Genomic DNA, 22,455 nt, shown 5'->3' on the forward strand with positions numbered 1-22,455 from the left:
CACTTGGCTGCCGGGGCATCGAAACAGAGTCTCCGCCGGAAGCGTTCGGCTGCCGAGTGATTACGTATAAAAATACTCGAAGGAAATCGTGATGATGTCGCAAATTTCATTATGTTTGCAGCAGGTTTGAAGAAATTCGGTTCATGAAGATAAAAAGACACATACGTCGGACATTGTGGATAGTCGCTGCGCCGTTCATCCTGTGTCTGTGCCTGTGCCTTTCGGTTTATCTGCCTCCCGTTCAGCATTTTCTGATCGCCCGCGCGACTGCTTACGCTTCCGAATCTCTGGGGTTGCGCATCGCTATCGGTCGCATTTCTTTGTCGTTCCCTTTGGATCTCGTCTTGGAAGAGGTCGGCGCCGTTTCCGCCAACCGCGATACCCTGCTGCAGGTAAGCCGGTTGCATGCCGATGTTCGGCTGATGCCCTTGTTGAGAAAACACATAGAGATCGACGGCGTCACCTTGAACGACGGTTACATTGATTCTTCGGACCGGATCGATGGCCTGCGGCTGAAGGGAACGGTCGGTAGGATCTACGTCTCGAGCCACGGTATTGCGTTGGACAAGGAGGAGGTGCTGCTCGACAAGGTGTCTTTGGAGAATTCGGATTTGTGCCTCTGGCTGAACGACACGGCTGCCGAGAAGGAGGCTGCCTCGTCCTCTATCGCATGGCGGGTCAGGGTAGAGGAGGCGAATGTCGAAAAGGTTTCTGTAAAAATACTGATGCCTCGGGATAGCCTGACTTTGGCGGCTTGTCTCGCCGAGGCGCGCATACGGGACGGGGAAATCGATTTGAAGCGATCGACATACGGCATCGGCTCGTTCTCGGTAGGGAACAGTTCGGCGTGGCTGAGGAGGAGCGGGGATACGCTTTCGCAGGTATCGTTGAGTGGAATCGATATCCGATTGGATTCGCTTTTTTATCGGGGGAGGAGGATGAAGGCCGTCGTCGACGGCTTGGCTTTCAAGGAGCGTTCCGGGTTGGAAATCGTTTCGACGAGGGGTCGACTGGAGGCGGACGAGGAGGGGATCCGCATCCCCTCGTTAAGGGTTTCCACGTCGGATTCGTACGTAGAGCTGAGGGGAAGCATGGATTGGAAAGCCCTCGACGGAGATGAAACCGCTCGGGTGTCGGCCCGCCTGATGGCGGATATCGGTAAGCCCGACATGCTGCTTGGCTGGGGCGGCGTCGATCGAAGGCTCCTGCAGGCTTATCCCTCGCAACCGCTGAGAATCCGTCTGGGAGCGGACGGAACGATGAATCGATTGCATGTCGCCGCTTTCACGGCGGAACTCCCCTCGGCCTTCCGTATCGTGGCGGAAGGGACCTTCGCTAATCTGACGGATTCGACTCGTCGAAGCGGCGAATTGTCGTTGAATTCGAAGTTCCGCGACATGCGTTTCATTTCCCTCTTACCGGGCGGGTATACCGTCCCCGAAGGGAGCGGCCTCGCCGGGATTGTATCTTTGTCGGGTACGGAGGTCGGGGCGGATCTCTCGCTTACGACCGCTGGCGCTAAGGTTACGGCGCCGCCCGATTCGGTCGTCCCGGCCGACAGCTTATCGATTTCCGAGGCGGTGAAACGTGCACACGCCGTGTTTCGGTACGACTGGCGGAAAGCGAAGTACAAGCTGGAGGCCGAGTTCGATAAGCTGAATGTACACACCTTCTTGCCGATCGATTCGTCGTTTACTGTTTCTGCCAGGTTGCAGGCGGAGGGCCAGGGGACGGATTTCTTTTCGCCCGCAGCGCATTTTTCCGCCAAGGCGTCGGTGGATGAGCTCCGGTACGGTAGTTATGCGTTCTCGGCTATTCGGTTGACCGCCGGTCTGGATCGGCATCGGTTGCATGTCGCCGCCACCGCTACCGGTCTGGTCGATTTGAAGGCGGAATTGAACGGGCATCTCAAACCGAACGACGTGGCGGCGAAACTGGAGATGGAGGCGGCGAAGATCGACTGGCAGGCCCTGCAGTTCGTAGAAGTGCCGCTGACGACTGCCCATCGGATCGGCGCGACGTTCCGAACGGACGGGAAGAAACGCTATGCATTCGATGTTTCCGTCTTGGGAACCGTCATCACTTCGCAGACGAAAACCTATCCGGCCAAGGATCTGTACGGCGGGTTCTCCTCGTCCGCCGATTATACGCAGGCTTACGTAAGGGCCGGCGATCTGGACTTGTCGATGTTGGCGCAGGGGGATGCGGAGACTCTGGCGGAAACGGGGAATAACTTATGGGCAGAGATCGACAGGCAGTGGAAAAGTAAGCGCATCCGGCAGAGCGATTGGAATCGGTTTTATCCGAGCATGTACTTGAAAATCACTTCCGGTAGAGAGAATCCCATTCAGAATTATTTGCGGATAAAAGGCATTTCGTATCGCAGTCTGGCGCTGAACTTGAATACGTCGCCGACGGATGGGGTAAAGGGCGACGGATATATTCGGGGACTGAAAGTCGATAGTCTGTTGCTGGATTCCGTTTTCGTGAATCTCCGTCAGGATTCGACGGGCATCTATCTGACGAATGAGTATGCCAATGGTGCGAAGAAAACGCAGGACGCCTTCGATATCAGCCTGAAGGGCAGTCTGTCGAATAACAGCGGACAGTTGTCGGTGCGCTACCGGAACGGGAAGAAAGAGACGGGGGCTTACTTGGGCGTGAGTGCGGAATTGCAGGGAGAAGGTATACGCCTCCACCTGTATCCGGATAAGCCGACGCTGGTCTACAGGCCGTTTACCCTCAACCCCGACAATTATGTTTTCTTCAGCGGCGAAGGGCGGATCGACGCAAATGTCAACATGCACGACGATCGAGGTACGGGCGTGCAGTTCTATTCCGACCGGGCGGATACGTTGGCACAGCAGGATATGACAGTGGAATTGAATCGGGTCGATCTGCAGGAGTTCCGCCGGATTATTCCTTATATGCCGAATATGGAAGGCTGGATAGAAGGATCCGGCCATTACATCGTCAAGGATCACAAGCCGATGATCAACGTGGACTTGCAGGTGAAGCATTTCGTATACGAGGGTAGCAAACTTGGCAATTGGGAAGCCAATGCCGTTTATTTGCCCGGTTCCTCGAACGATCATCACGTCGACGGATTTCTCTTGCATGAAGGAGAAGAAATCGGCCATATCAACGGTATCTACCTGAATGCTAAAACGGGGAGCGGATCGTTGACCGCCGAGGTAGATTTGGAACGCTTCCCCCTCTATGTCGTCAACCCTTTCGTTCCGGACAACGTGATCGAGTTCGACGGTCGATTGGACGGCACGCTTTCGGCCAGGGGAAACCCTTTGAATCCCGTACTGAACGGTCAGCTTTCGTTGGATTCCGTCTCGATGTATCTGCCGGATTTGTCTGCTCGGTTCGGCTTCGACCGGCATCCGCTGCAGGTGACTGACAGCAAGCTGGCGTTGAAAGACTTTCGCCTTTATACGAAAGGAAAGGCGCCCCTGACGGTGAACGGTACGATCGATATGACCCGTTTGACGCAGATGGAACTGAACTTATGGATGAAAGCCGACAACTACGAATTGCTCAATGCTCCCAAAACCAAACGGGCCGTGACTTATGGCAAGATATATGTGGACGTGAACGCTTTCCTCCGCGGTTCGATGGATAACCTCGTCATGCGAGGCAATATGAATGTGTTGGGAAATACGGATTTTAGCTACGTGATGAAAGACTCTCCCCTGACCGTAAACGATCGACTGGGCGAGACGGTCGCATTCGTCAACTTCAACGATACCGCCGGGACGGAGGCTACCGTCCAGCCGACCGCCCTGACGGGTGTCGACGTGTTGATGACTATTCATGTCGATCAGGCCGTTCAGACACATGTCGATTTGACGGAGGACGGTTCTAACTACATGCTGTTGGAAGGCGGAGGCGACCTCTCTTTCCAATATACGCCGGAAGGAGACATGTTGCTCAACGGGCGCTATTCGCTCATCAGCGGAGAAATGAAATACGAAATCCCCGTGATCCCTTTGAAAACGTTTCATATACAAAATGGGAGCTACTTGGAGTGGACGGGCGATTTGATGAACCCGAAAATGAATATTGTCGCCACCGAAAGGGTACGGGCGAGAGTCGGGGCGGACGGGCAGTCGGACAGGATGGTAAGCTTTGACGTCGGGGTGAAATTATCGCAGACCTTAGGGAACCTCGGATTAAGTTTCATCCTCTCCGCTCCGGAAGACGGAACCATTCGAAACGAACTTTCGACGATGAGCGAAGAACAGCGGAACAAGCTGGCAGTCACGATGTTGGTGACGGGGGCCTATATGGCGGAGAGCAATACCTCGAGCAGCGGCTTCAACGTCAATAATGCCTTGAACTCTTTCTTGCAAAATCAGATTTCGGACATCGTGGGAAAGTCGCTGGACGTGAATATCGGCGTCGAAACGTTGGAGGATGACCGGGGGCGTCATACCGATTATAACTTCCAGTTGGCGCGTCGGTTCTGGAACAATCGGGTTCGCGTCGTGATCGGCGGGACGGCCTCGACAGGCAATACTGCCTCACAGCGGGAATCGTTTATCGACAAGGTCTCTATCGAATATCGTTTGGATAATTCGGGAACTCGGTACATAAAACTGTTCCACGATAGGAACTACGAAAGCGTTCTCGAGGGTGAAGTGGTCGAGACCGGCGCAGGTCTTGTCTTGAGAAAAAAATTGGATAGATTGGGCGAATTGTTTATTTTCAAAAAGAAACGCGATAACTGATGAAAACCCCTGTGCGATATAGCGTCCTCCTCTCGCTGCTGTCGGTATGGTTTTCCGGCTGTTCCACGACGAGGAATCTGCCGGAGGAAGAAACCTTGTATGTCGGTGTGAAGAAGATGGAAATCCTGCATGAAGATAAATCCGATACCGGTGCGCAGGCCTTGGCAGAGGTGGAGGCGGCTTTATCCTATCCTCCCAACAATGCGATTCTGGGCAGCAATTCGCTCCGCTTTCCACTTCCTTTCGGGCTCTGGATATACAATTCGTTTGTCGGGTATCAGGATCGGAAGGGGGTGGGCAATTGGATCTTTAGGAAGTTGGCCTCGAAACCCGTCTATCTGTCGACCGTGAATGCCGAGGCCCGCTCGAAAGTAGCGACGAACCTGCTGCACGACTATGGGTTCTTCCACGGCGTCGTGACTTATTCGACCGATTCCATGAGGAATAGGCGGAAGGCGAAACTTTCTTACAGGGTCGATATGCAGCAACCTTATTACTTCGATACGTTGACGTATGCGAATTTCCCTTATCGGGCGGACAGCCTGATTCGTTCGTCGCATGAAGAACGCGCAGTCAGGAAGGGGGATCATTTCAGCGTGTTGAAATTACAGGAAGAACGTACCCGACTCTGTAACCTGCTTCGCAATAACGGCTATTATTACTATCGCCCCGAATACCTCTCTTTCTTGGCGGATACGATCCGGCGGCCGGGACATGCGGAAATAAAAGTCGTCAACCGGAAAGGGTTGCCGGAACGAGCTGCCCGTCAGTATTACGTCGGCCATACCGTCTTTACGCTTATAAACAGTCGAATGCGTGGGGAGGAACGTCCGATGTTCGATTCCGTACGGTCAAGGGACATAACGGTTCGTTATACGGGGCGTAAGCCCGGTTTGAGGCCTTCGGTCATCCGCCGCCGGTATTTCATGCGAAAGGGAAGTTTGTTCTCCCAATCCCGTCTGAAGATTACACAGGAACGGATTTCCCGCTTGGGGGTCTTCAAAGTGGTCGATTATAGCTTTGCCCCGAACGATACGACCTCCGCGTGCGATACGTTGAACGTGAATGTGTTGGCCGTGTTCGACCGACCTTACGATGCTTCGGTGGAGATGAACGTGACCACGAAGAGCACGGATCAGGCCGGTCCGGGCGTCGTATTCGGCCTGACTAAGCATAATTTCTTGCGCTCGGCCGCCGCCTTGTCTTTCCAACTGAAAGGCTCTTACGAGTGGCAGACCAACTCGTCCGAACTGACTCGCGAGGAACGGAACAAGATGAACTCGTACGAAATGGGATTGACCGTGGCGTTGGAATTCCCCGAGTTAGTGTTGCCGTGGGTGAAGGAGAAAGGCGACCGCTATCGGTATGCTCAGCACACTTCTTTCAAGTTATACGCCAACCAGTTGAACCGTTCGCGCTTCTTTAAGATGCTCTCTTTCGGAGGGACGGTATCGTATGACTTCCGGTCTTCGAGGACGTGGAAGCATACCGTCACGCCGTTCCGCTTGACATTCAATACGCTGCAACATACCACGGCGGCGTTCGATTCCATCATGAAGGTGAATAGAACCTTGTCGCTGAGCTTGAGCAATCAGTTCATTCCCGCTGTAAGCTATACCTTCACTTACGATAATTCGCAGACCAAAGCGAAGCATCGGTATGGATGGGAGACGTCTTTCACCTCCGCTGGCAATGCGACTTCCCTCTTGTTTGCGGCGCTGGGGAAAGGGCTCGAAGAGAAGGATAAGAAGCTGTTGAACAGTCCGTATGCCCAGTTCGTCAAGGTGACCACGGAGTTCCGGTTTTTGTCGAATGCGGACAGGAGGCGTCATTGGGCTGCCCGCATCATGGGCGGATTCGTCTACGCTTACGGTAACCAGTCGATCTCTCCTTACAGCGAACAGTTTTACATAGGCGGGGCGAACAGCATCCGCGCCTTTACGATCCGGTCGTTGGGGCCGGGCATCTATCATCCGGATGCGGCGAACAGGTACGGCTACATAGACGAAACAGGAGACCTGAAGCTCGAAGCCAATTTGGAGTACCGCTTCCCCATTTTGGGAAATCTTTACGGGGCGACGTTCCTGGATGCCGGCAACGTGTGGTTGCTCAGGAACGACGAGTCCCGGCCGGGAGGAAGATTTATCCTGAAGAACTTCGCAAAGAGTGTTGCATTGGGTACGGGCTTCGGCCTCCGGTACGACTTGGAATTTCTGGTCGTTCGTATGGATGTGGGGATAGGGCTGCATGCTCCGTATGCGACGGGGAAAAGCGGATATTACAACATCCCCCGGTTTAAAGACGGCTTGGGGCTTCACCTGGCTATCGGTTATCCGTTCTGAGGTTTTATCGTCCGAATCGGATATTGCATGATTCGTGTGGAGAGAAGCCGATTATTTTATACTTTTGCAGACAGGAATAAAATAACAAACAGTAAAAAGTTATGAAACCTACTTTATTTTTATTGGCTGCCGGCATGGGCAGCCGTTATGGCGGTCTGAAACAGTTGGACGGCCTCGGCCCGAACGGCGAAACCATCATGGATTATTCCATTTACGATGCGATTCATGCAGGGTTCGGAAAATTGGTGTTTGTGATTCGAAAAGATTTTGAGGAGGATTTCCGCAAGAAGATCGTTTCGAAGTATGAAGACCATATTCCGTGCGAATTGGTATTTCAGTCGATCGACGATATTCCGCAAGGCTTTACCGTCCCCGAGGGACGTACCAAGCCCTGGGGAACCAATCATGCGGTGATGAGGGGAGAGAAGGTGATCGACGAGCCTTTCGCCGTCATCAATTGCGATGATTATTACGGCTCGGACTCGTTCCGGGTGATGGGGAAATTCCTGGCCGATCTTCCCGCCGGATCGAAGCACAGATATGCCATGGTCGGCTTCCGCGTAGGTAACACGTTGAGCGAGAGCGGGACCGTTTCCCGGGGCGTGTGCAGCACCGACGGGCAGCGTCGTCTCACTTCGGTGGTGGAGCGTACGAAGATGCAGCGCATGGAGGGGGAAGTGAAGTATTTGGATGAGCGCGATCAGTGGGTGGCCATCCCGGAGAATACGCCTGTCAGCATGAATTTCTGGGGGTTCACGCCCGATTACTTCGCCTACAGCAAAACATATTTCAAGGAATTCCTCGCCGATCCGAAGAACAGGACGAACCTGAAGAGCGAATTCTTCATCCCGCTGATGGTCGACAAGCTGATTAAAGACGGAACGGCCACCGTCGAAGTCCTCGACACGGCGAGCAAATGGTTCGGCGTAACCTATCCGGAAGATCGTCCGGAGGTGGTCGCCAAGTTGAAAGCCTTGGTGGACAGAGGCGTTTATCCGGCTAAGTTGTTCCAAGAGTGAAACAGGTCGGCTGCGCCTGTGTCGAAACGGGAGTTTCGGCGCAGGCGTCCGTGCCTATTGCAGAGACCTGAAAAGTGAATGTAGATGCCGGCAGACATGATCCCCGGCCTTCGGGACGCTCTGCAGCGAGAGAATAAATTATCTTTGTATCTGCGAACGCTCTTACGGCGGAAGAAAGAATTATTCCTGTGCGACCGTTTAAGTTTTCAAGCTTTCCCCTGTTTCAGATATTAACGTCATCGGTCGGTGTATGCGGAGAGAAATTCCCGTCGAGGATTCGCTCTTGTGGCATTCCTTTTTGAAAGCAAGGTCAGCGATAAATATCCGTCGGATAATCGATATCCGTCAGGAACAATGCATGGGCAGGGACGGAAGCGCCGGCGGCGCAACGGTCTTTCTTCTCGATCACCTGCCGGAATTCCCGGGCGGAAAGTCGGCCTCTTCCCACCTCGACCAGCGTTCCCACCACCGCCCGTACCATATTGCGCAGAAAGCGGTCGGCCTGAATGGTGAACACCCATTCGTAATCGCCCGTCTGCTCCCATCCCGCTTTCATAATCCTGCAACGATGGTTTTTGACGTCCGTATGCACTTTGCTGAAACTGGTGAAATCGGTATAGTCGAAAAGAGCCTGAGCCGCTTCGTTCATCGCCCCGAAGTCGAGTGCGAAAGGAACTCGCCAGGCATAACGGCGAAGGAAGGGATCCTTGCGGGTGACGACATGATACCGATATGTCCGAGAGAGCGCATCGAAACGGGCGTGGGCGTCTTCCCTCACGCTGTCGATGCGGCGAACGGCGATGTCGGGAGGGAGTAGCTTGGAAAGTTTCTCCGTCAGTAAAGGGAGGTCGATCGCTTCGTCGATATCGAAGTGGGCGACCATTTTAGCAGCGCTGACTCCCGCATCGGTACGGCCGGCTCCTACCACTTCCGTCTCTTTCCGCAAGACGAGGGAGAGCGCTTTCGCCAACGTCGCCTGCACGCTATTGCCGTTGGGCTGTATCTGCCAGCCATGATAATCCGTCCCGTCGTAGGCCAACTCTATGAAATATCTCATCGCGCAGTGATATGAAAGCATCCCTGTTTCAACTCATATTTCACATAGCACCTCTCCGTTTTGCGCAAATCGTACAAGACTTCCGCGAGAACCATTTTCAACATATCCGGATCGACCTCCTGCGTAGGATATCCTTCCGGGTCTTCCAACTTGTGGAAACGTTTATAGGTAATGTCGAAAGTAGTAGCGTACGCGTGGGCAGAATTTTCGGTCGCATTCCCGTTGCCTCTCCGCAAACGCTTTTGATCGCTTTTGGTGCGGAGCACAGAGGTTACGATAATTTGGTTGGGATTCAATCCCTTACGGACTAACGAATCCTTGAAATTCGTTCCGATGGCTTTCAGCAATTCCGACGCTCTCGGAACTAGAAAAGGAATGGAATGTGTCAGGGAATCGACGAGATAATGGTCGCAGGATTTGATTTCGATCAATCGCTTTGCCAAATGCTGTGCCTGTTCGCGCGAATGGATAGGGCGGATGCCTATGCGTTGCGCCGTTTCGAGCTGCACATCGTTCATATCGTTGAAACACCTCTTATAACTGACGACCCCTTTTATATTATGCGGATCGTTCAGCTTCATCTCTTTCTCCTTGCAGCCGTTCCACGCCAGCACACTGATAAAGAGAAGACAACAAGCCACTCTCATGCCATTTTTTTTCATTTCCCGAATGATATATTTTAAAAGCGGGAGTAAAGATAAGGCAAAAATCTGTCTTACGTTTCATCCCGCCGTAAATAAATCGTTCTAAAACGAAAAACAGAAGAAACCATTTATTAACTTTGCACAGGAATAGTTTAACAGGTATAGATGATAGAAAGACATATCGTTTTAGAAGACGTCGATCCCGTTATTTTTTACGGCGTAAACAATGCCAACATGCAAATGATTCAGGCGCTCTACCCCAAGCTGCGCATCGTTGCTCGGGGGAACGTGATCAAGGTGATGGGAGAGGAAGAGGAGATGACGGCCTTCGAAGCCAGCATCCTGGCCCTGGAAAAATTTTGCGCCACACGCAATTCGCTCACTCAAGAAGCGATCTTGGATACCGTCAAGGGCAAGCCCCTGAGCGGTGACGCCGACCATCCTGTCATCGTTTACGGTGTCAGTGGGAAACCGATCGTTCCGCACAGCGCAAATCAAAAGAAATTGGTTGAAGATTTCGATAAAAACGATCTCATATTCGCCGTCGGCCCCGCCGGTTCGGGTAAGACCTATACGGCTATTGCCTTGGCCGTTCGCTCCTTGAAAAATAAAGAGATCAAAAGAATCGTGCTGAGCCGTCCGGCCGTAGAGGCCGGCGAAAAGCTCGGCTTCCTTCCCGGCGACATGAGAGATAAGATAGACCCCTATCTGCAGCCGCTGTACGACGCCTTGCAGGATATGATTCCCCCAACCAAACTGCAGGAATACATGGAATCGAACGTCATCCAGATCGCCCCCATCGCATTTATGCGGGGGAGAACCCTGACCGACGCCGTCGTCATCCTGGACGAAGCGCAGAACACCACGCCGCCGCAAATCAAGATGTTCCTTACCCGAATGGGCATGAATACCAAAATGGTGCTTACCGGCGACATCACGCAGATCGACTTGCCTGCTTCCCAACAATCGGGACTGATACAAGCCATGCATATTTTGAAAGGAATCAAAGGCATCAGTTTCATCGAGATGAATAAGAAAGATATCGTGCGCCATAAATTGGTAACCCGAATAGTCGAAGCATACGAGAGATACGAGGAAAAGACGAAAACGTCGCAGACTGCGCGGGAAGAAGTATATCAGGAAGAGACCGGAGCAATGAGGAGGGGCGATAAGTTCCATCCCGACTTCTCCGAAATGAAATAGATAATTCAATATTTAACAACTATCAGTATGAGTGTAGCATTGACAAAAACAGACTTTCATTTTCCGGGACAGAAAGCCGTATACCATGGAAAGGTGCGCGATGTGTACAACATCGGCGACGAGCAGTTGATCATGGTCGTCACAGACCGTATTTCCGCTTTCGACGTTATCCTTCCGAAAGGCATTCCTTTCAAAGGACAAGTGCTGAATCAAATCGCGTTGACATTTTTGGATGCCACTACCGATATCTGCCCGAACTGGAAAACGGCATCCCCCGACCCGATGGTCACCGCGGGGATCATGTGCAAGGGATTTCCGTTAGAGATGATCATCCGCGGCTACCTTTGCGGCAGCGCATGGCGCACTTATAAAAGCGGCGTGCGCGAGATATGCGGCATCCGTCTGCCGGAGGGAATGCGCGAAAACGAGAAATTCCCCCATCCGATCATTACCCCTACCACCAAGGGAGAGATCGGTACGCACGACGAGGATATTTCGAAAGCGGAAATCTTGGCTCAGGGCCTTGCCACTGCGGAAGAATACGAATTATTGGAGCGGTATACGCAGGAACTGTTCGAAAGAGGGACGGAGATGGCTGCTAAACGCGGACTGATCTTAGTCGATACCAAATATGAATTCGGTAAGCACAACGGCAAGATTTATCTGATGGACGAAATCCATACGCCCGATTCCAGCCGCTATTTCTATGCGGAAGGTTATGAAGATCGCTTCGAGAAAGAGTTGCCGCAAAAACAACTTTCGAAGGAATTCGTTCGCGAATGGTTAATGGACAACGGATTCCAGGGGAAAGTCGGCCAGAAGGTACCGGAAATGACAGACGAAATAGTGCATTCGATCAGCGAGCGCTATATCGAACTGTACGAACATATCACGGGCGAGAAATTCGTCAGAGAAGAACAGACCGATCTGCTCGCCCGCATCGAGAAGAACGTAAACAACTATTTGAAATGACAGCGTCTCACCAAGAGGGTATCAGCTCGATCGGTTGACATGCTCTTCTTTGCCCTCGATGAACTATCCTCAGGAACAGATCAAGCCTTACCGGTCGGAAGGGAAAAAGACGAAACAGATCGAACAGATGTTCGATCACATTGCGCCGACTTACGACAAACTGAATCATACCCTTTCCTGGAATATCGACCGGTGCTGGAGAAAAAGAGCCATCCGTTGTTTAGCCCCATCGCACCCGAGAAGCATCTTGGATGTGGCTACGGGAACCGGCGATTTCGCCATACAGGCTTGCCGGATCCTACAGCCGAAAGAACTGATCGGAGTCGACATCTCGGAAAAGATGATGAGGGTGGCCAGGACAAAAGTGAGGGCTGCGGGATTCGAACGCTGTATTTCTTTTCGAAAAGAAGACGTCGCAGCACTATCGCTCCCGTCGAATCGATTCGATGCCGTCATCGTGGCATTCGGCGTTCGTAATTTCGAGAACCTCGACGCCGGATTGCAGGAAATGCACCGCGTTCTGAGAGAGAACGGCCGGATGATCATCTTGGAATTGGGAACACCGCAGTGGTTCCCGATGAAACAGCTTTATAAGCTTTATTCGGAATCCGTTATCCCGTTGTTAGGAAGGCTCTTTTCGAAAGACGGGAAAGCGTACCGTTACCTGCCCGATTCCGTCAAAGCCTTCCCGCAAGGAGAAAAGATGATCGGCATTATGCACAAGGCCGGATTTAAAGACGCAACATGGAAGCGATTGACCGGAGGCCTGTGCGCCTTGTATATCGCAACGAAATAACCAAGTGGTAAGCAAATGAAAAAGTATGGATTAATAGGTTATCCGCTCGGACATTCCTTTTCGCGAAATTTCTTCAACGAAAAGTTCGAATCCGAGGGAATCGACGCGGAATACGTCAATTTTGAGATTCCCGCCATCGACGATTTTCCGAAAGTGATCGACGAGAACCCCGACATACAAGGGTTGAACGTCACCATCCCCTATAAGGAAAAGGTTATTCCGCTGTTGGACGATCTGGATGAAGACGCTCGCGGAATCGGGGCGGTCAATGTCATCAAGTTTGTTCGCCAGTCGAAGAAAAAATTGAGATTGGTAGGATACAATTCCGATTTTATCGGTTTTACACAATCTATCCAACCCATTCTCGAACCCCATCATCGCAAGGCCCTCCTGTTGGGTACCGGAGGAGCGTCCAAAGCGATTCATTATGCGCTGAGAAAAATGAATATCGAATGCCGGTTCGTGTCCCGAAAGAAAAGGGAGCATGTGCTCACCTATGAAGAACTGACCGAGGAACTCATGCAAGCCTATAAAATCATCGTCAATTGTACGCCTGTCGGGATGTTTCCCCATACCGACGAATGCCCCAAGATTCCTTACCGGTTCCTCACCCCCCGCCATTTATTATACGATTTGCTTTACAATCCCGATGTCACCCTCTTCCTTAAAAAGGGAGCCGAGAAAGGAACGGTGGTTAAAAACGGATTGGAGATGTTGCTCTTCCAGGCCTTTGCGGCATGGGATATTTGGAATAAATAGACGAAAGACGATAACGATGAAAATGAGAAAGATCGTCGGCTACACGGTTCTCGGCCTGTTTGCGGCAACGTTGGGGGTAACGGTTTTTATCGCCGACAAAATGGTAGATTCGACGCTCAGGCCGGAATGCAAAACACGAGACTTGGAGTGGAATTGGAATTTCATGTTAGAAAACTTTCCGCAGGCAAAACCATGGGTGGATAGCCTGCGACGAGTAAAAGCCATCAGAGACACCGTTATCGTATCGCCCGACGGAGTGAAAATGCACGCTTATTATGTCAACGCTGCGCGACCGACAGGCAAGACTGCCGTCCTGGTGCACGGATACACGGCCAATGCTATCCGGATGATGATGTTGGGACAGATATACAACGAGAAATTAGGATATAACATTCTTTTACCGGACTTACGGTATCACGGGCAAAGCGAAGGAGAATTCGTACAAATGGGATGGTTCGACCGGAAAGACGTCATGCAGTGGATGGAAGTGGCTCGCTACCTCTACGGAGAGGATACGCAAATCGTGGCGCACGGCGTATCGATGGGAGCTGCGACCGTCATGATGGTTTCCGGAGAGGTATTGCCCGCTTACGTCAAATGTTTCGTAGAGGATTGCGGTTATACCAGTGTGTGGGACGAATTCTATGCGAGGTTGAAACGGCAAACGAAAGTCTTCGCTCCCCTTATATTAGAGACGGCGAGCATACTCTGCAAACTCGAGCACGGTTGGGGATTCAGAGAAGCCTCGTCGCTCAAACAGGTTGCCCGTTGCAAATTGCCGATGCTGTTCATCCATGGAGAAAAGGACGATTTCGTCCCTACGGCAATGGTTTATCCCTTATACGAAGCCAAACCGGAACCGAAAGAGATCTGGATCGCTCCGAAGGCGACCCATGCCCGTGCTTACTACTTTCAGCCCGCCGTCTATACGGAAAAAGTATGCCGTTTCGTCAACGAGTATGTCCGTTGATATTGGTGGAGGATTTCCTCGTGACGCGACGATTTGATGGTACGTCATAAAAAAATAACGATTTATTTTTCATAGGAATTTCATTTACCTTATATTTGCGACTAATGAAAAGAATAAAACACATCTTCACGGTCGCAGGATTCCTCTTTTTTGTGATGCAAATCGGAGCGAAGGAATACACGGTTAAAGAAATCCCTCTCGTACATCTGCAAGATCGTACAAGATATGTCTCCAATCCGGATGGAATACTTTCGGCATCCGCCGTCGCAACGATGGACAGTGTGCTTTATGCCTTGGAAAATAAAACCGGCATTCAGACGATAGTGGCAGTCGTAACAGGAATCGAAGGCCATGATTGCTTTGAATTCGCCTATCAGTTAGGAAAGCGAAACGGGGTGGGGCAAAAGCAGCGCGATAACGGGTTGGTTATCCTGCTCTCGACAGAAGAACGATGCATTCAATTCGTTACCGGATACGGTCTGGAAGGCGCTCTTCCCGATGCCATCTGCAAACGAATCCAGAATAAATATATGAATCCTTGCTTCGGCAAGGATCGGTGGGACGAAGGGATGGTAGCCGGCATCCGAGCGGTCGGCGACATCCTCGAGGGTTCCATGGATCCTGCGGAAGAGGATGCGGATGAAAACGCTTTGTTTACGGTGGGTATCTTTCTGATCTTTTTCTTCGGCGTGATGGGACTTATTTTCTATATCGTATGGAATTCGTCGAAATGCCCTCAATGCAAGAAACACCGTATCAAACGAGTCGAATCGCGTCTCTTATATAAAAAGAACGGACAGAAAAGAGAGGAAGTCACCTATATTTGTCGAAACTGCGGGTATGTCTTCAAGCGTATCCGTGAATCTTCCGACGAGGATTACAAAGGTCTTCGAGGAAGAGGGGGCACTTTCCTGGGAGGCGGATTAGGTGGACGCGGCGGATTCGGAGGTCGTTTCGGCGGCGGGAGCTTTGGTGGTGGCGGTGCCGGAAGTCGTTTTTAAAACAGCATGAGTAGTACTAACAATTAAAACGGAAGAAAAATGAAAAAGTCGATCATCATTATTGTCGTACTTGCAGCAGTAGTATTGTGGGGTGTCGGTCAGTACAATAGATTGGTAACCGGTCAGGAAGCGGTGAGTACGGCATGGAGTAATGTCGAAAATCAATATCAGCGCCGTGCCGATCTTATTCCCAATCTGGTGAATACAGTGAAAGGATATGCCGTCCATGAAAGCGAGACGTTCGAAACTGTAGTCGAAGCTCGTAGCAAAGCAACTGCCATCAAAATAGATGCAGACAACCTCACTCCCGAGAGATTGAAAGAATTTCAAAATGCTCAAGGCGCTGTAGGAAGTGCGTTGAGCCGATTGATCGCCATTTCTGAAAATTACCCGGAACTGAAGGCCAACGAAAATTTCAAAGAACTTCAAGCTCAATTGGAGGGCACGGAAAACCGGATTGCCGTAGAACGCCGTAACTTTAACCAAACGGCTAAAACTTACAATACGCATATCCGCCAGTTCCCTCGCAATCTCGTGGCCGGCCTTTTCGGCTTCCGGGCGCGTCCATATTTCGAAGCGACGGAAGGTAGCGAAAGCGCTCCCGAAGTTAAATTTTAACGATCAGCTTAGCATGTCGAATACTTTCGGAAATATTTTTCGGTTGACTACGTTCGGGGAATCTCACGGACAAGCTGTAGGTGGCGTAATCGACGGCTTCCCGTCCGGCATATCGATCGATGAAGCCTTTATTCGGCAGGAACTCGACCGCCGACGTCCTGGTCAATCCCGCATCACGACGAATCGAAAGGAGCCCGACGTCGTGGAATTTTTTTCCGGTATCTTTGAGGGAGAATCGACGGGATGTCCCATCGGTTTTGCGGTGAAGAATATCGATCCGCATTCGAAAGACTATGCTGCTATCAGGAACATCTATCGTCCATCGCATGCCGATTATACGTATACGCAAAAATACGGCGTTCGGGATTATCGTGGCGGCGGCCGGTCTTCGGCGAGAGAGACGGTAGCGAGAGTAGTGGGCGGGGCCTTGGCCAAGTTGGCATTGAAGGAATTGGGGATTTCCATCGTCGCCTATACTTCGCAAGTAGGCTCCGTTTCGACAAACCGGGATTACAAGCAATACGATTTCGACAAGATCGAGCAAAACATCGTTCGTTGTCCCGATCCCGAGAAAGCCGGCGAGATGATAAAACTGATCGAAGAAGTGAAAGCTGCCGGCGACACCATCGGCGGCGTAATTACCTGTATTATTCGAGGTTGTCCGATCGGTGTGGGAGAACCGGTCTTCGGAAAGCTCCATGCCGCATTAGGCGCCGCGATGCTGAGTATTAACGCTGCCAAAGGATTTGCTTACGGAGCCGGCTTCGACGACATGGATCTCCCAGGTAGTCGGCAGAACGACATCTTTTTCAATAATCGCGGTCGCATCGATATCCTTACCAATCACTCCGGAGGAATACAAGGAGGCATCAGCAACGGACAAGACATTTACTTTCGGGTGGCATTCAAACCGGTTGCTACGATATTGAAAGAACAGGCGACGGTAGATATAAACGGCGAAAATATCACTCTCGAGGTGTATGGACGTCACGACCCGTGCGTACTGCCCAGAGCCGTTCCCATTGTGGAGGCTATGGCCGCCATGACGATGCTCGATTACTGTTTGCTAAATAAAACCACTCATTTATAACAGCTTTCACTATGGAAGTCAAAAATTACATCCAAGCCAATGAAAGGAGATTCTTAGACGAACTGTGCAGTCTGATTCGCATTCCAAGCATTAGCCCCATGCCCGAACACAAAGACGATATGTCGGCTTGTGCGGAGCGATGGCGACAGCTATTGCTCTCCGCCGGTGCGGATGAAGCGATCGTGATGCCGTCGGCGGGGAATCCCTTGGTGTTTGCACAAAAACATGTTTCCGATACGGCACCTACCGTTTTGGTTTACGGGCATTACGACGTCATGCCTGCCGAACCGTTAGAATTATGGAATACACATCCGTTCGAGCCTATTATTCGCCACGGACAGTTGTGGGCGAGAGGAGCTGACGACGATAAGGGACAGTCCATGATTCAAGCAAAGGCTTTCGAATATGTAGTCAAAGAAGGACTGTTGAAACATAACGTCAAATTTATCCTGGAAGGTGAGGAGGAAATCGGATCACCGAGCCTGAACGCATTCCTGAAAGCGCATAAAGACTTGCTGAAAGCGGACGTAATCATCGTCTCGGACACGAGCATGTTAGGCGAGTACCTGCCGTCCTTAACTACCGGATTGAGAGGATTAGCGTATTGGCAAATCGAAGTTACCGGAGCGAACCGAGACCTTCATTCCGGACATTTCGGTGGGGCGGTTGCGAATCCGATCATCGAATTATGTCGTCTCATCGATTCCGTATTGGATGAAAACGGGCGCATCACGATTCCGCATTTTTACGACGAGGTGGAAGAAATACCTGCGAGAGAACGGGAAATGATACGTCAGATACCGTTCGATGAAAAAAAGTACATGGATGCTATCGGTGTGAAGGCATTGAAGGGAGAACGAGGATACAGCACCTTGGAACGTAACAGCTGCCGGCCGAGTTTCGACGTTTGTGGCATTTGGGGAGGCTATACGGATCAAGGTTCTAAAACCGTTATTCCATCCAAAGCATACGCTAAAGTTTCGTGTCGGTTGGTTCCTCATCAGAAACATGAAGTCGTTTCCGAGCTATTTATAAACTATATCAAGGATAACATTCCCGCCTGCGTAGAAGTTGAAGTTATCCCGATGCACGGAGGAGAGGGCTATGTATGCCCTATCGACCACCCGGCATATATCGCTGCCGAAAAAGGATTTGCCAAAGCCTTCGGAAAGAAACCTTTGGCGGTACGCAGAGGCGGAAGCATTCCGATCATCAGCGATTTTGAACAAATCTTAGGTATAAAAACCATCCTGATGGGATTCGGCGTGGAGAGTAACGCCATCCATTCCCCTAACGAACATATCTCTATCGATATTTTTAAGAAAGGAATTGAAGCTGTAGTAGAATTTCATCAACAGTTTGATGTGATTTATAGACAAAGAATCGATCCTTTATCTAAGGACAAGTCTTCAGAGGATAAATAAATTCGGTATATTATTAGAGTATTAGCCATTAAATGTGGATATACATTAAAAAAATAACTTTAAGTTCAAAAAAATATCTATTTGTTTTGTCGGATTATAAAAACTCGTTATCTTACGCCTATCTTTTAAAAAGATTCATATACTATCCAAAACCGATTAAAATAAATTATTTAAAATATTAAAAGTCTTATTATTGCTATTACTGATGAAATGAAAGACATACAAGAACCTGTAAATAGGATGAAGAATACACCTTTATATATAAAGAGAAACCATATGTTGGAAGGGAGAAGCGATCCAAACGGGCCCGTAATCCCTCCATAGGGGTATTTTTTTTGATTTATTATAAAAAAAAAGTCTTATTATTTGCTTATTTATGGAAAAACATTTATGTTTGCAACGTAAAAAGCGTACCATATATATATTCAAAAGCTATGAAGGGCTATAGCGCTTAAAGGCGCATAGGAATTGAAATAGATGAGAAATATACTTTTTATTTTTAAATTTATTAATTAAAAGTTTTTGTTATGAAAAAAAAGTTTTTAAGTGCAATCCTGTTTGGGGCTTTCTTGTTAGCTTCTACAGGAACATTTGTATCTTGTAAGGACTACGATGATGACATCAAAGACTTACAGGCGCAAATTGACAAAAAAGCTTCAGCTGAGGAGTTGACTTCAAAGGTCACGGCATTGGAAACATCCATTGCCAGCGCTAAAACTGAAGCCAGCGAAGCTAAAACTAAAGCTCAGGAAGCTTTGGATGCTGCGGGAAAAGCTGCTTCAGGGGAGGATTTGACGAAGTTGAAGAAAGAATTGCAGGACCAAATTGACAAATTGGCCACCGTTGAATCCGTTGAAAAAGAGATTGCTGCGTTGAAAGCACAAATCGCAGCAATCGGTTCGGGAACGACCTCAGAGGAATTGAAGAAGTTAAGTACCAAAGTAGATACTTTGACTGCTAAAGTGTCTACCATTGTCGGCCACCGTCTCACAACGTTGGCTGTGATCCCTACCGCACACATCAACGGTATTGCAGCGATCACATTGACTTCTTTGCAGTATACTCCACAAGAATATCTCGCTTGGCCGAAACACGAAGTCATGTACAAGCATGATCACGACAGCCGTCCAATGCTCGACCATACAGGAATTGCACAGGCTAAAGAAGTATACATCTCTACGGAAAAGAACAAAGCTTACTTCCATGTAAGCCCCAATATGGGGGTTCGTAATCAGGACATTACCATGCCTTCGTTCCAGAGCATTACTTCCAAGAATATCACGAGAACGGATATGACCCAGCTCAACACCCCCATCAAGCCGACTGCTTATAACATCGACAAGAATGTGTTGGAAGTACAATATAAGAAGACCGTTACTGGCCGCATTTCTACCAAAGGCAGTGCTCATGCCAGCGGTGAAGAGACATTCACGATGGTTTCTTTGAAAACACCTATCGCTAAAGCAAACTTGGTAGAAGGCGAAAAAGAAGCTTATGTAAATTCTGAATACGTACGGGTGGAAGAACTCTTCAAGGCTCCGTACATTGCTCATGCAAAATCCACATTCAAGAATAACGTGAATAAGTTTGCCGATGAAATCGAAATAACCTCCGATCCGGCAATCGGCAAAGACGGTTTATTCGTACACTATCACGATTCTATCTGCGCTTACGAATCGGAAGTTGACAGATACGTCGACATCAAGGCTGATTACAACAAAGAACTCGATTTGAAGAAATGGGTGACCGTATGTGTGAACGATGTAGATGCTGCAGACGGACATGCTCGTCATCAGAGATTGGATAATTACGCTGACTACGGTTTGGGTTATCGTTTCTACTTAGCAAAAGCTCCTTATATCACCTTAGGCGGTCCTGAAGGCAACTCCAACAAGACCGACCAGCAGAAATTCGCCGATGTAACCAAAGACGGTATCATGACTTCGAGAGTTTATACCATTGACGGTGGTTCTGCTACAGCTGTAGGTCGTGAGCCTATTGTTCGCGCTGAATTATGGGATATAGTAAACAACCACCTGATTGCCATCCGTTACATCAAAGTGAAATGGGTGAAAGAAGTAGGTGAAACCAAACTTCCTGTCGACTTCCCGGCATCGCTGTACGAATGTATCGACTACAAGAACATCATTGGTACAGAAATGATGAACGTATATATCTACGATAAAGTGAAAGAAGGCGGTATGACGAAAGCTGAATTCCATGCAACTTATTTGGATTCAGGTTTCGATCCGAATGACGCAGCTGATTGGGGTAAAGTTAAATTGCTCAAGAATACGGAAGGCGATGTAGAGTCCTATAACATCGAATGGACGATCACTCACGCCGACCTCGTGAAAAAATATCCGAATTGGGAAGCTTGGAACAACACCAAACCGATGGAATTCACGAAGACATTCTACTGGAAGAGCGGTACAAGCAATACCTTGGTTATTACCGTTACGAAGAAGATCTACAAACCGGAATTCATCCTTTGGGGGTATGACGGCCGCTACTGGAGGAATAACGGCGAATGGAACATCTTCAACGTGAACCCGATCGTTTACAAAACGCAAGAAGCTAATCCGGCTTGGGCACCCAACACGAAGAACAATCCTACTTGTAACATCTACACCGACCTGTTGAACGGGTTCTTGGATGATATGGGTAAGAAACCGACTACCGGTGCCGACGGCGCTATCTACTTCACGGTAGACCGTACATTAGTAAACGGTACGTTCACCTACAAGACCGGCAACAAGTACTATTACGCTGCTGACTACCAGAATGTACCATCCGGATTCAAGGGTGTTGACCGCACGAAGAATCATTACCTCAGCTATGCGAAAGAAGGCGTTCGCTTCGTTTACGATGTCGATAAATTGCAGAAGGGCGCTGCTTACGTATACAGCTACTACGACAAGGCTACCAAGACCATCAAGAAGCTGAGAGCTACGGTAAAGGATAATGATACAAAAGAGCCGAAATTGTACATCAACAACGAATTGGCTGCGACGATCGTTAACTACGAGCCCAACCAGTTGAATGCTGCCGAATTGACCTACAACATCAAGTTGCAAGAAGCAAACCCGACACATGCACCGTGGGCTAAGGATGGGGACAATGTATCGTTCCCGACCGAAGCTGCTAAAGCTATCGTAGGCGAGTACGTTCCTATCAAAATGGTGGCAGATCTCTGCAACGATATGAACACTCATCCCGTAGCAGCGAAGTATGCGCACTTGGTAGTGATCAAGGCTTACGATGCATTTATTATCGAGCCGTTGAAACACAACAATCCGAAGACCGATAATTTTACGGATGCAACAATCGGCGGTAGCACTATCGACGTGAAAGAAGCCAACAAGTATATTTCTTGGAATGCCGACGAAAATGGCAACTACTATCCGGTGGTCAAACCGAAAGTAAAGAATGCTCCGACGAACTTGGCTGAAGAATTGGGCGACTTCTACGAAGCTGAAGATGCTATCTGGGATGTGGAGAACATCAAGACCAACTTGAAGCTCGTTGGCGGTAACTTGATTCCTACCGACGGGGTAAAGGACGGCCCGATGCCATCCAACACCAAGGTTGTGGCTACTCCGAGCAACGTAAATGCCGAGAAATTGACTTACCACAACTACAGCGGTACTCCGGTGAACTGGGATTACAAGATGTACATTCCTGTAACTTACGGTTACAAGTGGAAGACATTCGTAGTCTACAAAGAAGTGCTCGTCAAGGGTAACAAGGGTACTTACAATCCGGGTAAATAATAACGGATAAGATAAACTCATGAAGAGGGTGTTCCCTTGCGGAACACT

The 22,455-nt window shown here is 49.7% G+C and carries 15 protein-coding genes; 13 read left to right on the top strand and 2 right to left on the bottom strand.

Going from position 1 to position 22,455, the window contains the following annotated elements; translation table 11 throughout:
• The first annotated feature begins 143 nt into the window (after positions 1 to 143).
• From BN102_RS03790 to BN102_RS03800, 3 genes are all read left to right on the top strand, one after another.
• Positions 144 to 4,739 (top strand): translocation/assembly module TamB domain-containing protein, encoded by a 4,596-nt coding sequence (locus tag BN102_RS03790; RefSeq protein ID WP_019207758.1) that lies wholly within the window; start codon positions 144 to 146, stop codon positions 4,737 to 4,739.
• Complete coding sequence (tamL, locus tag BN102_RS03795; protein WP_019207759.1) at positions 4,739 to 7,081, top strand: translocation and assembly module lipoprotein TamL; 2,343 nt, start codon at positions 4,739 to 4,741, stop codon at positions 7,079 to 7,081. The genes BN102_RS03790 and tamL overlap by 1 nt, the downstream gene beginning before the upstream one ends.
• A 101-nt stretch (positions 7,082 to 7,182) precedes the next feature.
• Positions 7,183 to 8,100, top strand: coding sequence for a nucleotidyltransferase family protein (locus BN102_RS03800; protein WP_019207760.1), 918 nt, complete (start codon positions 7,183 to 7,185; stop codon positions 8,098 to 8,100).
• 310 nt (positions 8,101 to 8,410) lie between these two features.
• On the opposite strand, the gene truA is transcribed toward BN102_RS03800, so the two are convergent.
• Complete coding sequence (truA, locus tag BN102_RS03805; RefSeq protein WP_019207762.1) at positions 8,411 to 9,157, bottom strand: tRNA pseudouridine(38-40) synthase TruA; 747 nt, start codon at positions 9,155 to 9,157, stop codon at positions 8,411 to 8,413.
• Positions 9,154 to 9,819 carry a DUF5715 family protein gene (locus BN102_RS03810; RefSeq protein WP_019207763.1) on the bottom strand — a complete coding sequence of 222 codons (666 nt, stop codon included), beginning with the start codon at positions 9,817 to 9,819 and terminating at the stop codon, positions 9,154 to 9,156. The genes truA and BN102_RS03810 overlap by 4 nt, the downstream gene beginning before the upstream one ends.
• A 147-nt stretch (positions 9,820 to 9,966) precedes the next feature.
• Here BN102_RS03810 and BN102_RS03815 point away from each other — a divergent pair, with 147 nt between their 5' ends.
• The 10 genes from BN102_RS03815 to BN102_RS03860 all read left to right on the top strand — a co-directional run bounded on the left by BN102_RS03815 (position 9,967) and on the right by BN102_RS03860 (position 22,407).
• The gene (locus BN102_RS03815; protein ID WP_019207764.1) at positions 9,967 to 11,004 is read left to right on the top strand and encodes a PhoH family protein; all 1,038 of its coding nucleotides are present in this window, start codon (positions 9,967 to 9,969) and stop codon (positions 11,002 to 11,004) included.
• A gap of 27 nt (positions 11,005 to 11,031) precedes the next feature.
• Positions 11,032 to 11,976: a phosphoribosylaminoimidazolesuccinocarboxamide synthase gene (locus BN102_RS03820; RefSeq protein ID WP_019207765.1), complete on the top strand. Its 945-nt coding sequence runs from the start codon at positions 11,032 to 11,034 to the stop codon at positions 11,974 to 11,976.
• Between the two features lie 58 nt (positions 11,977 to 12,034).
• On the top strand, positions 12,035 to 12,772 hold the full coding sequence (gene ubiE, locus BN102_RS03825) for a bifunctional demethylmenaquinone methyltransferase/2-methoxy-6-polyprenyl-1,4-benzoquinol methylase UbiE (RefSeq protein WP_019207766.1): 738 nt from the start codon (positions 12,035 to 12,037) through the stop codon (positions 12,770 to 12,772).
• A gap of 15 nt (positions 12,773 to 12,787) precedes the next feature.
• On the top strand, positions 12,788 to 13,531 hold the full coding sequence (locus BN102_RS03830) for a shikimate dehydrogenase family protein (protein WP_019207767.1): 744 nt from the start codon (positions 12,788 to 12,790) through the stop codon (positions 13,529 to 13,531).
• Between the two features lie 16 nt (positions 13,532 to 13,547).
• Positions 13,548 to 14,501, top strand: a complete 954-nt coding sequence (locus BN102_RS03835; protein WP_019207768.1) for an alpha/beta hydrolase — start codon at positions 13,548 to 13,550, stop codon at positions 14,499 to 14,501.
• Positions 14,502 to 14,605: 104 nt separating this feature from the next.
• Entirely contained in the window at positions 14,606 to 15,502 is an 897-nt protein-coding gene (locus BN102_RS03840) for a TPM domain-containing protein (RefSeq protein ID WP_019207769.1), read from the top strand.
• Between the two features lie 39 nt (positions 15,503 to 15,541).
• Positions 15,542 to 16,120: a LemA family protein gene (locus tag BN102_RS03845; RefSeq protein ID WP_036787002.1), complete on the top strand. Its 579-nt coding sequence runs from the start codon at positions 15,542 to 15,544 to the stop codon at positions 16,118 to 16,120.
• A 13-nt stretch (positions 16,121 to 16,133) separates the two neighbouring features.
• On the top strand, positions 16,134 to 17,210 hold the full coding sequence (gene aroC, locus BN102_RS03850; protein ID WP_019207771.1) for a chorismate synthase: 1,077 nt from the start codon (positions 16,134 to 16,136) through the stop codon (positions 17,208 to 17,210).
• Between the two features lie 11 nt (positions 17,211 to 17,221).
• Positions 17,222 to 18,634, top strand: a complete 1,413-nt coding sequence (locus BN102_RS03855; RefSeq protein ID WP_019207772.1) for a dipeptidase — start codon at positions 17,222 to 17,224, stop codon at positions 18,632 to 18,634.
• 527 nt (positions 18,635 to 19,161) lie between these two features.
• Entirely contained in the window at positions 19,162 to 22,407 is a 3,246-nt protein-coding gene (locus tag BN102_RS03860; protein WP_019207773.1) for a PspA/IM30 family protein, read from the top strand.
• Positions 22,408 to 22,455: the final 48 nt, after the last annotated feature.

Origin of the sequence: Phocaeicola abscessus CCUG 55929, assembly GCF_000312445.1 — a bacterium.
Lineage (GTDB): Bacteria > Bacteroidota > Bacteroidia > Bacteroidales > Bacteroidaceae > Phocaeicola > Phocaeicola abscessus.

Coding starts and splice junctions, on each gene's coding strand:
- BN102_RS03790 (WP_019207758.1), top strand. CDS start 144: ATGAAGATAAAAAGACACATACGTCGGACATTGTGGATAGTCGCTGCG.
- tamL (WP_019207759.1), top strand. CDS start 4,739: ATGAAAACCCCTGTGCGATATAGCGTCCTCCTCTCGCTGCTGTCGGTA.
- BN102_RS03800 (WP_019207760.1), top strand. CDS start 7,183: ATGAAACCTACTTTATTTTTATTGGCTGCCGGCATGGGCAGCCGTTAT.
- truA (WP_019207762.1), bottom strand. CDS start 9,157: ATGAGATATTTCATAGAGTTGGCCTACGACGGGACGGATTATCATGGC.
- BN102_RS03810 (WP_019207763.1), bottom strand. CDS start 9,819: ATGAAAAAAAATGGCATGAGAGTGGCTTGTTGTCTTCTCTTTATCAGT.
- BN102_RS03815 (WP_019207764.1), top strand. CDS start 9,967: ATGATAGAAAGACATATCGTTTTAGAAGACGTCGATCCCGTTATTTTT.
- BN102_RS03820 (WP_019207765.1), top strand. CDS start 11,032: ATGAGTGTAGCATTGACAAAAACAGACTTTCATTTTCCGGGACAGAAA.
- ubiE (WP_019207766.1), top strand. CDS start 12,035: ATGAACTATCCTCAGGAACAGATCAAGCCTTACCGGTCGGAAGGGAAA.
- BN102_RS03830 (WP_019207767.1), top strand. CDS start 12,788: ATGAAAAAGTATGGATTAATAGGTTATCCGCTCGGACATTCCTTTTCG.
- BN102_RS03835 (WP_019207768.1), top strand. CDS start 13,548: ATGAAAATGAGAAAGATCGTCGGCTACACGGTTCTCGGCCTGTTTGCG.
- BN102_RS03840 (WP_019207769.1), top strand. CDS start 14,606: ATGAAAAGAATAAAACACATCTTCACGGTCGCAGGATTCCTCTTTTTT.
- BN102_RS03845 (WP_036787002.1), top strand. CDS start 15,542: ATGAAAAAGTCGATCATCATTATTGTCGTACTTGCAGCAGTAGTATTG.
- aroC (WP_019207771.1), top strand. CDS start 16,134: ATGTCGAATACTTTCGGAAATATTTTTCGGTTGACTACGTTCGGGGAA.
- BN102_RS03855 (WP_019207772.1), top strand. CDS start 17,222: ATGGAAGTCAAAAATTACATCCAAGCCAATGAAAGGAGATTCTTAGAC.
- BN102_RS03860 (WP_019207773.1), top strand. CDS start 19,162: ATGAAAAAAAAGTTTTTAAGTGCAATCCTGTTTGGGGCTTTCTTGTTA.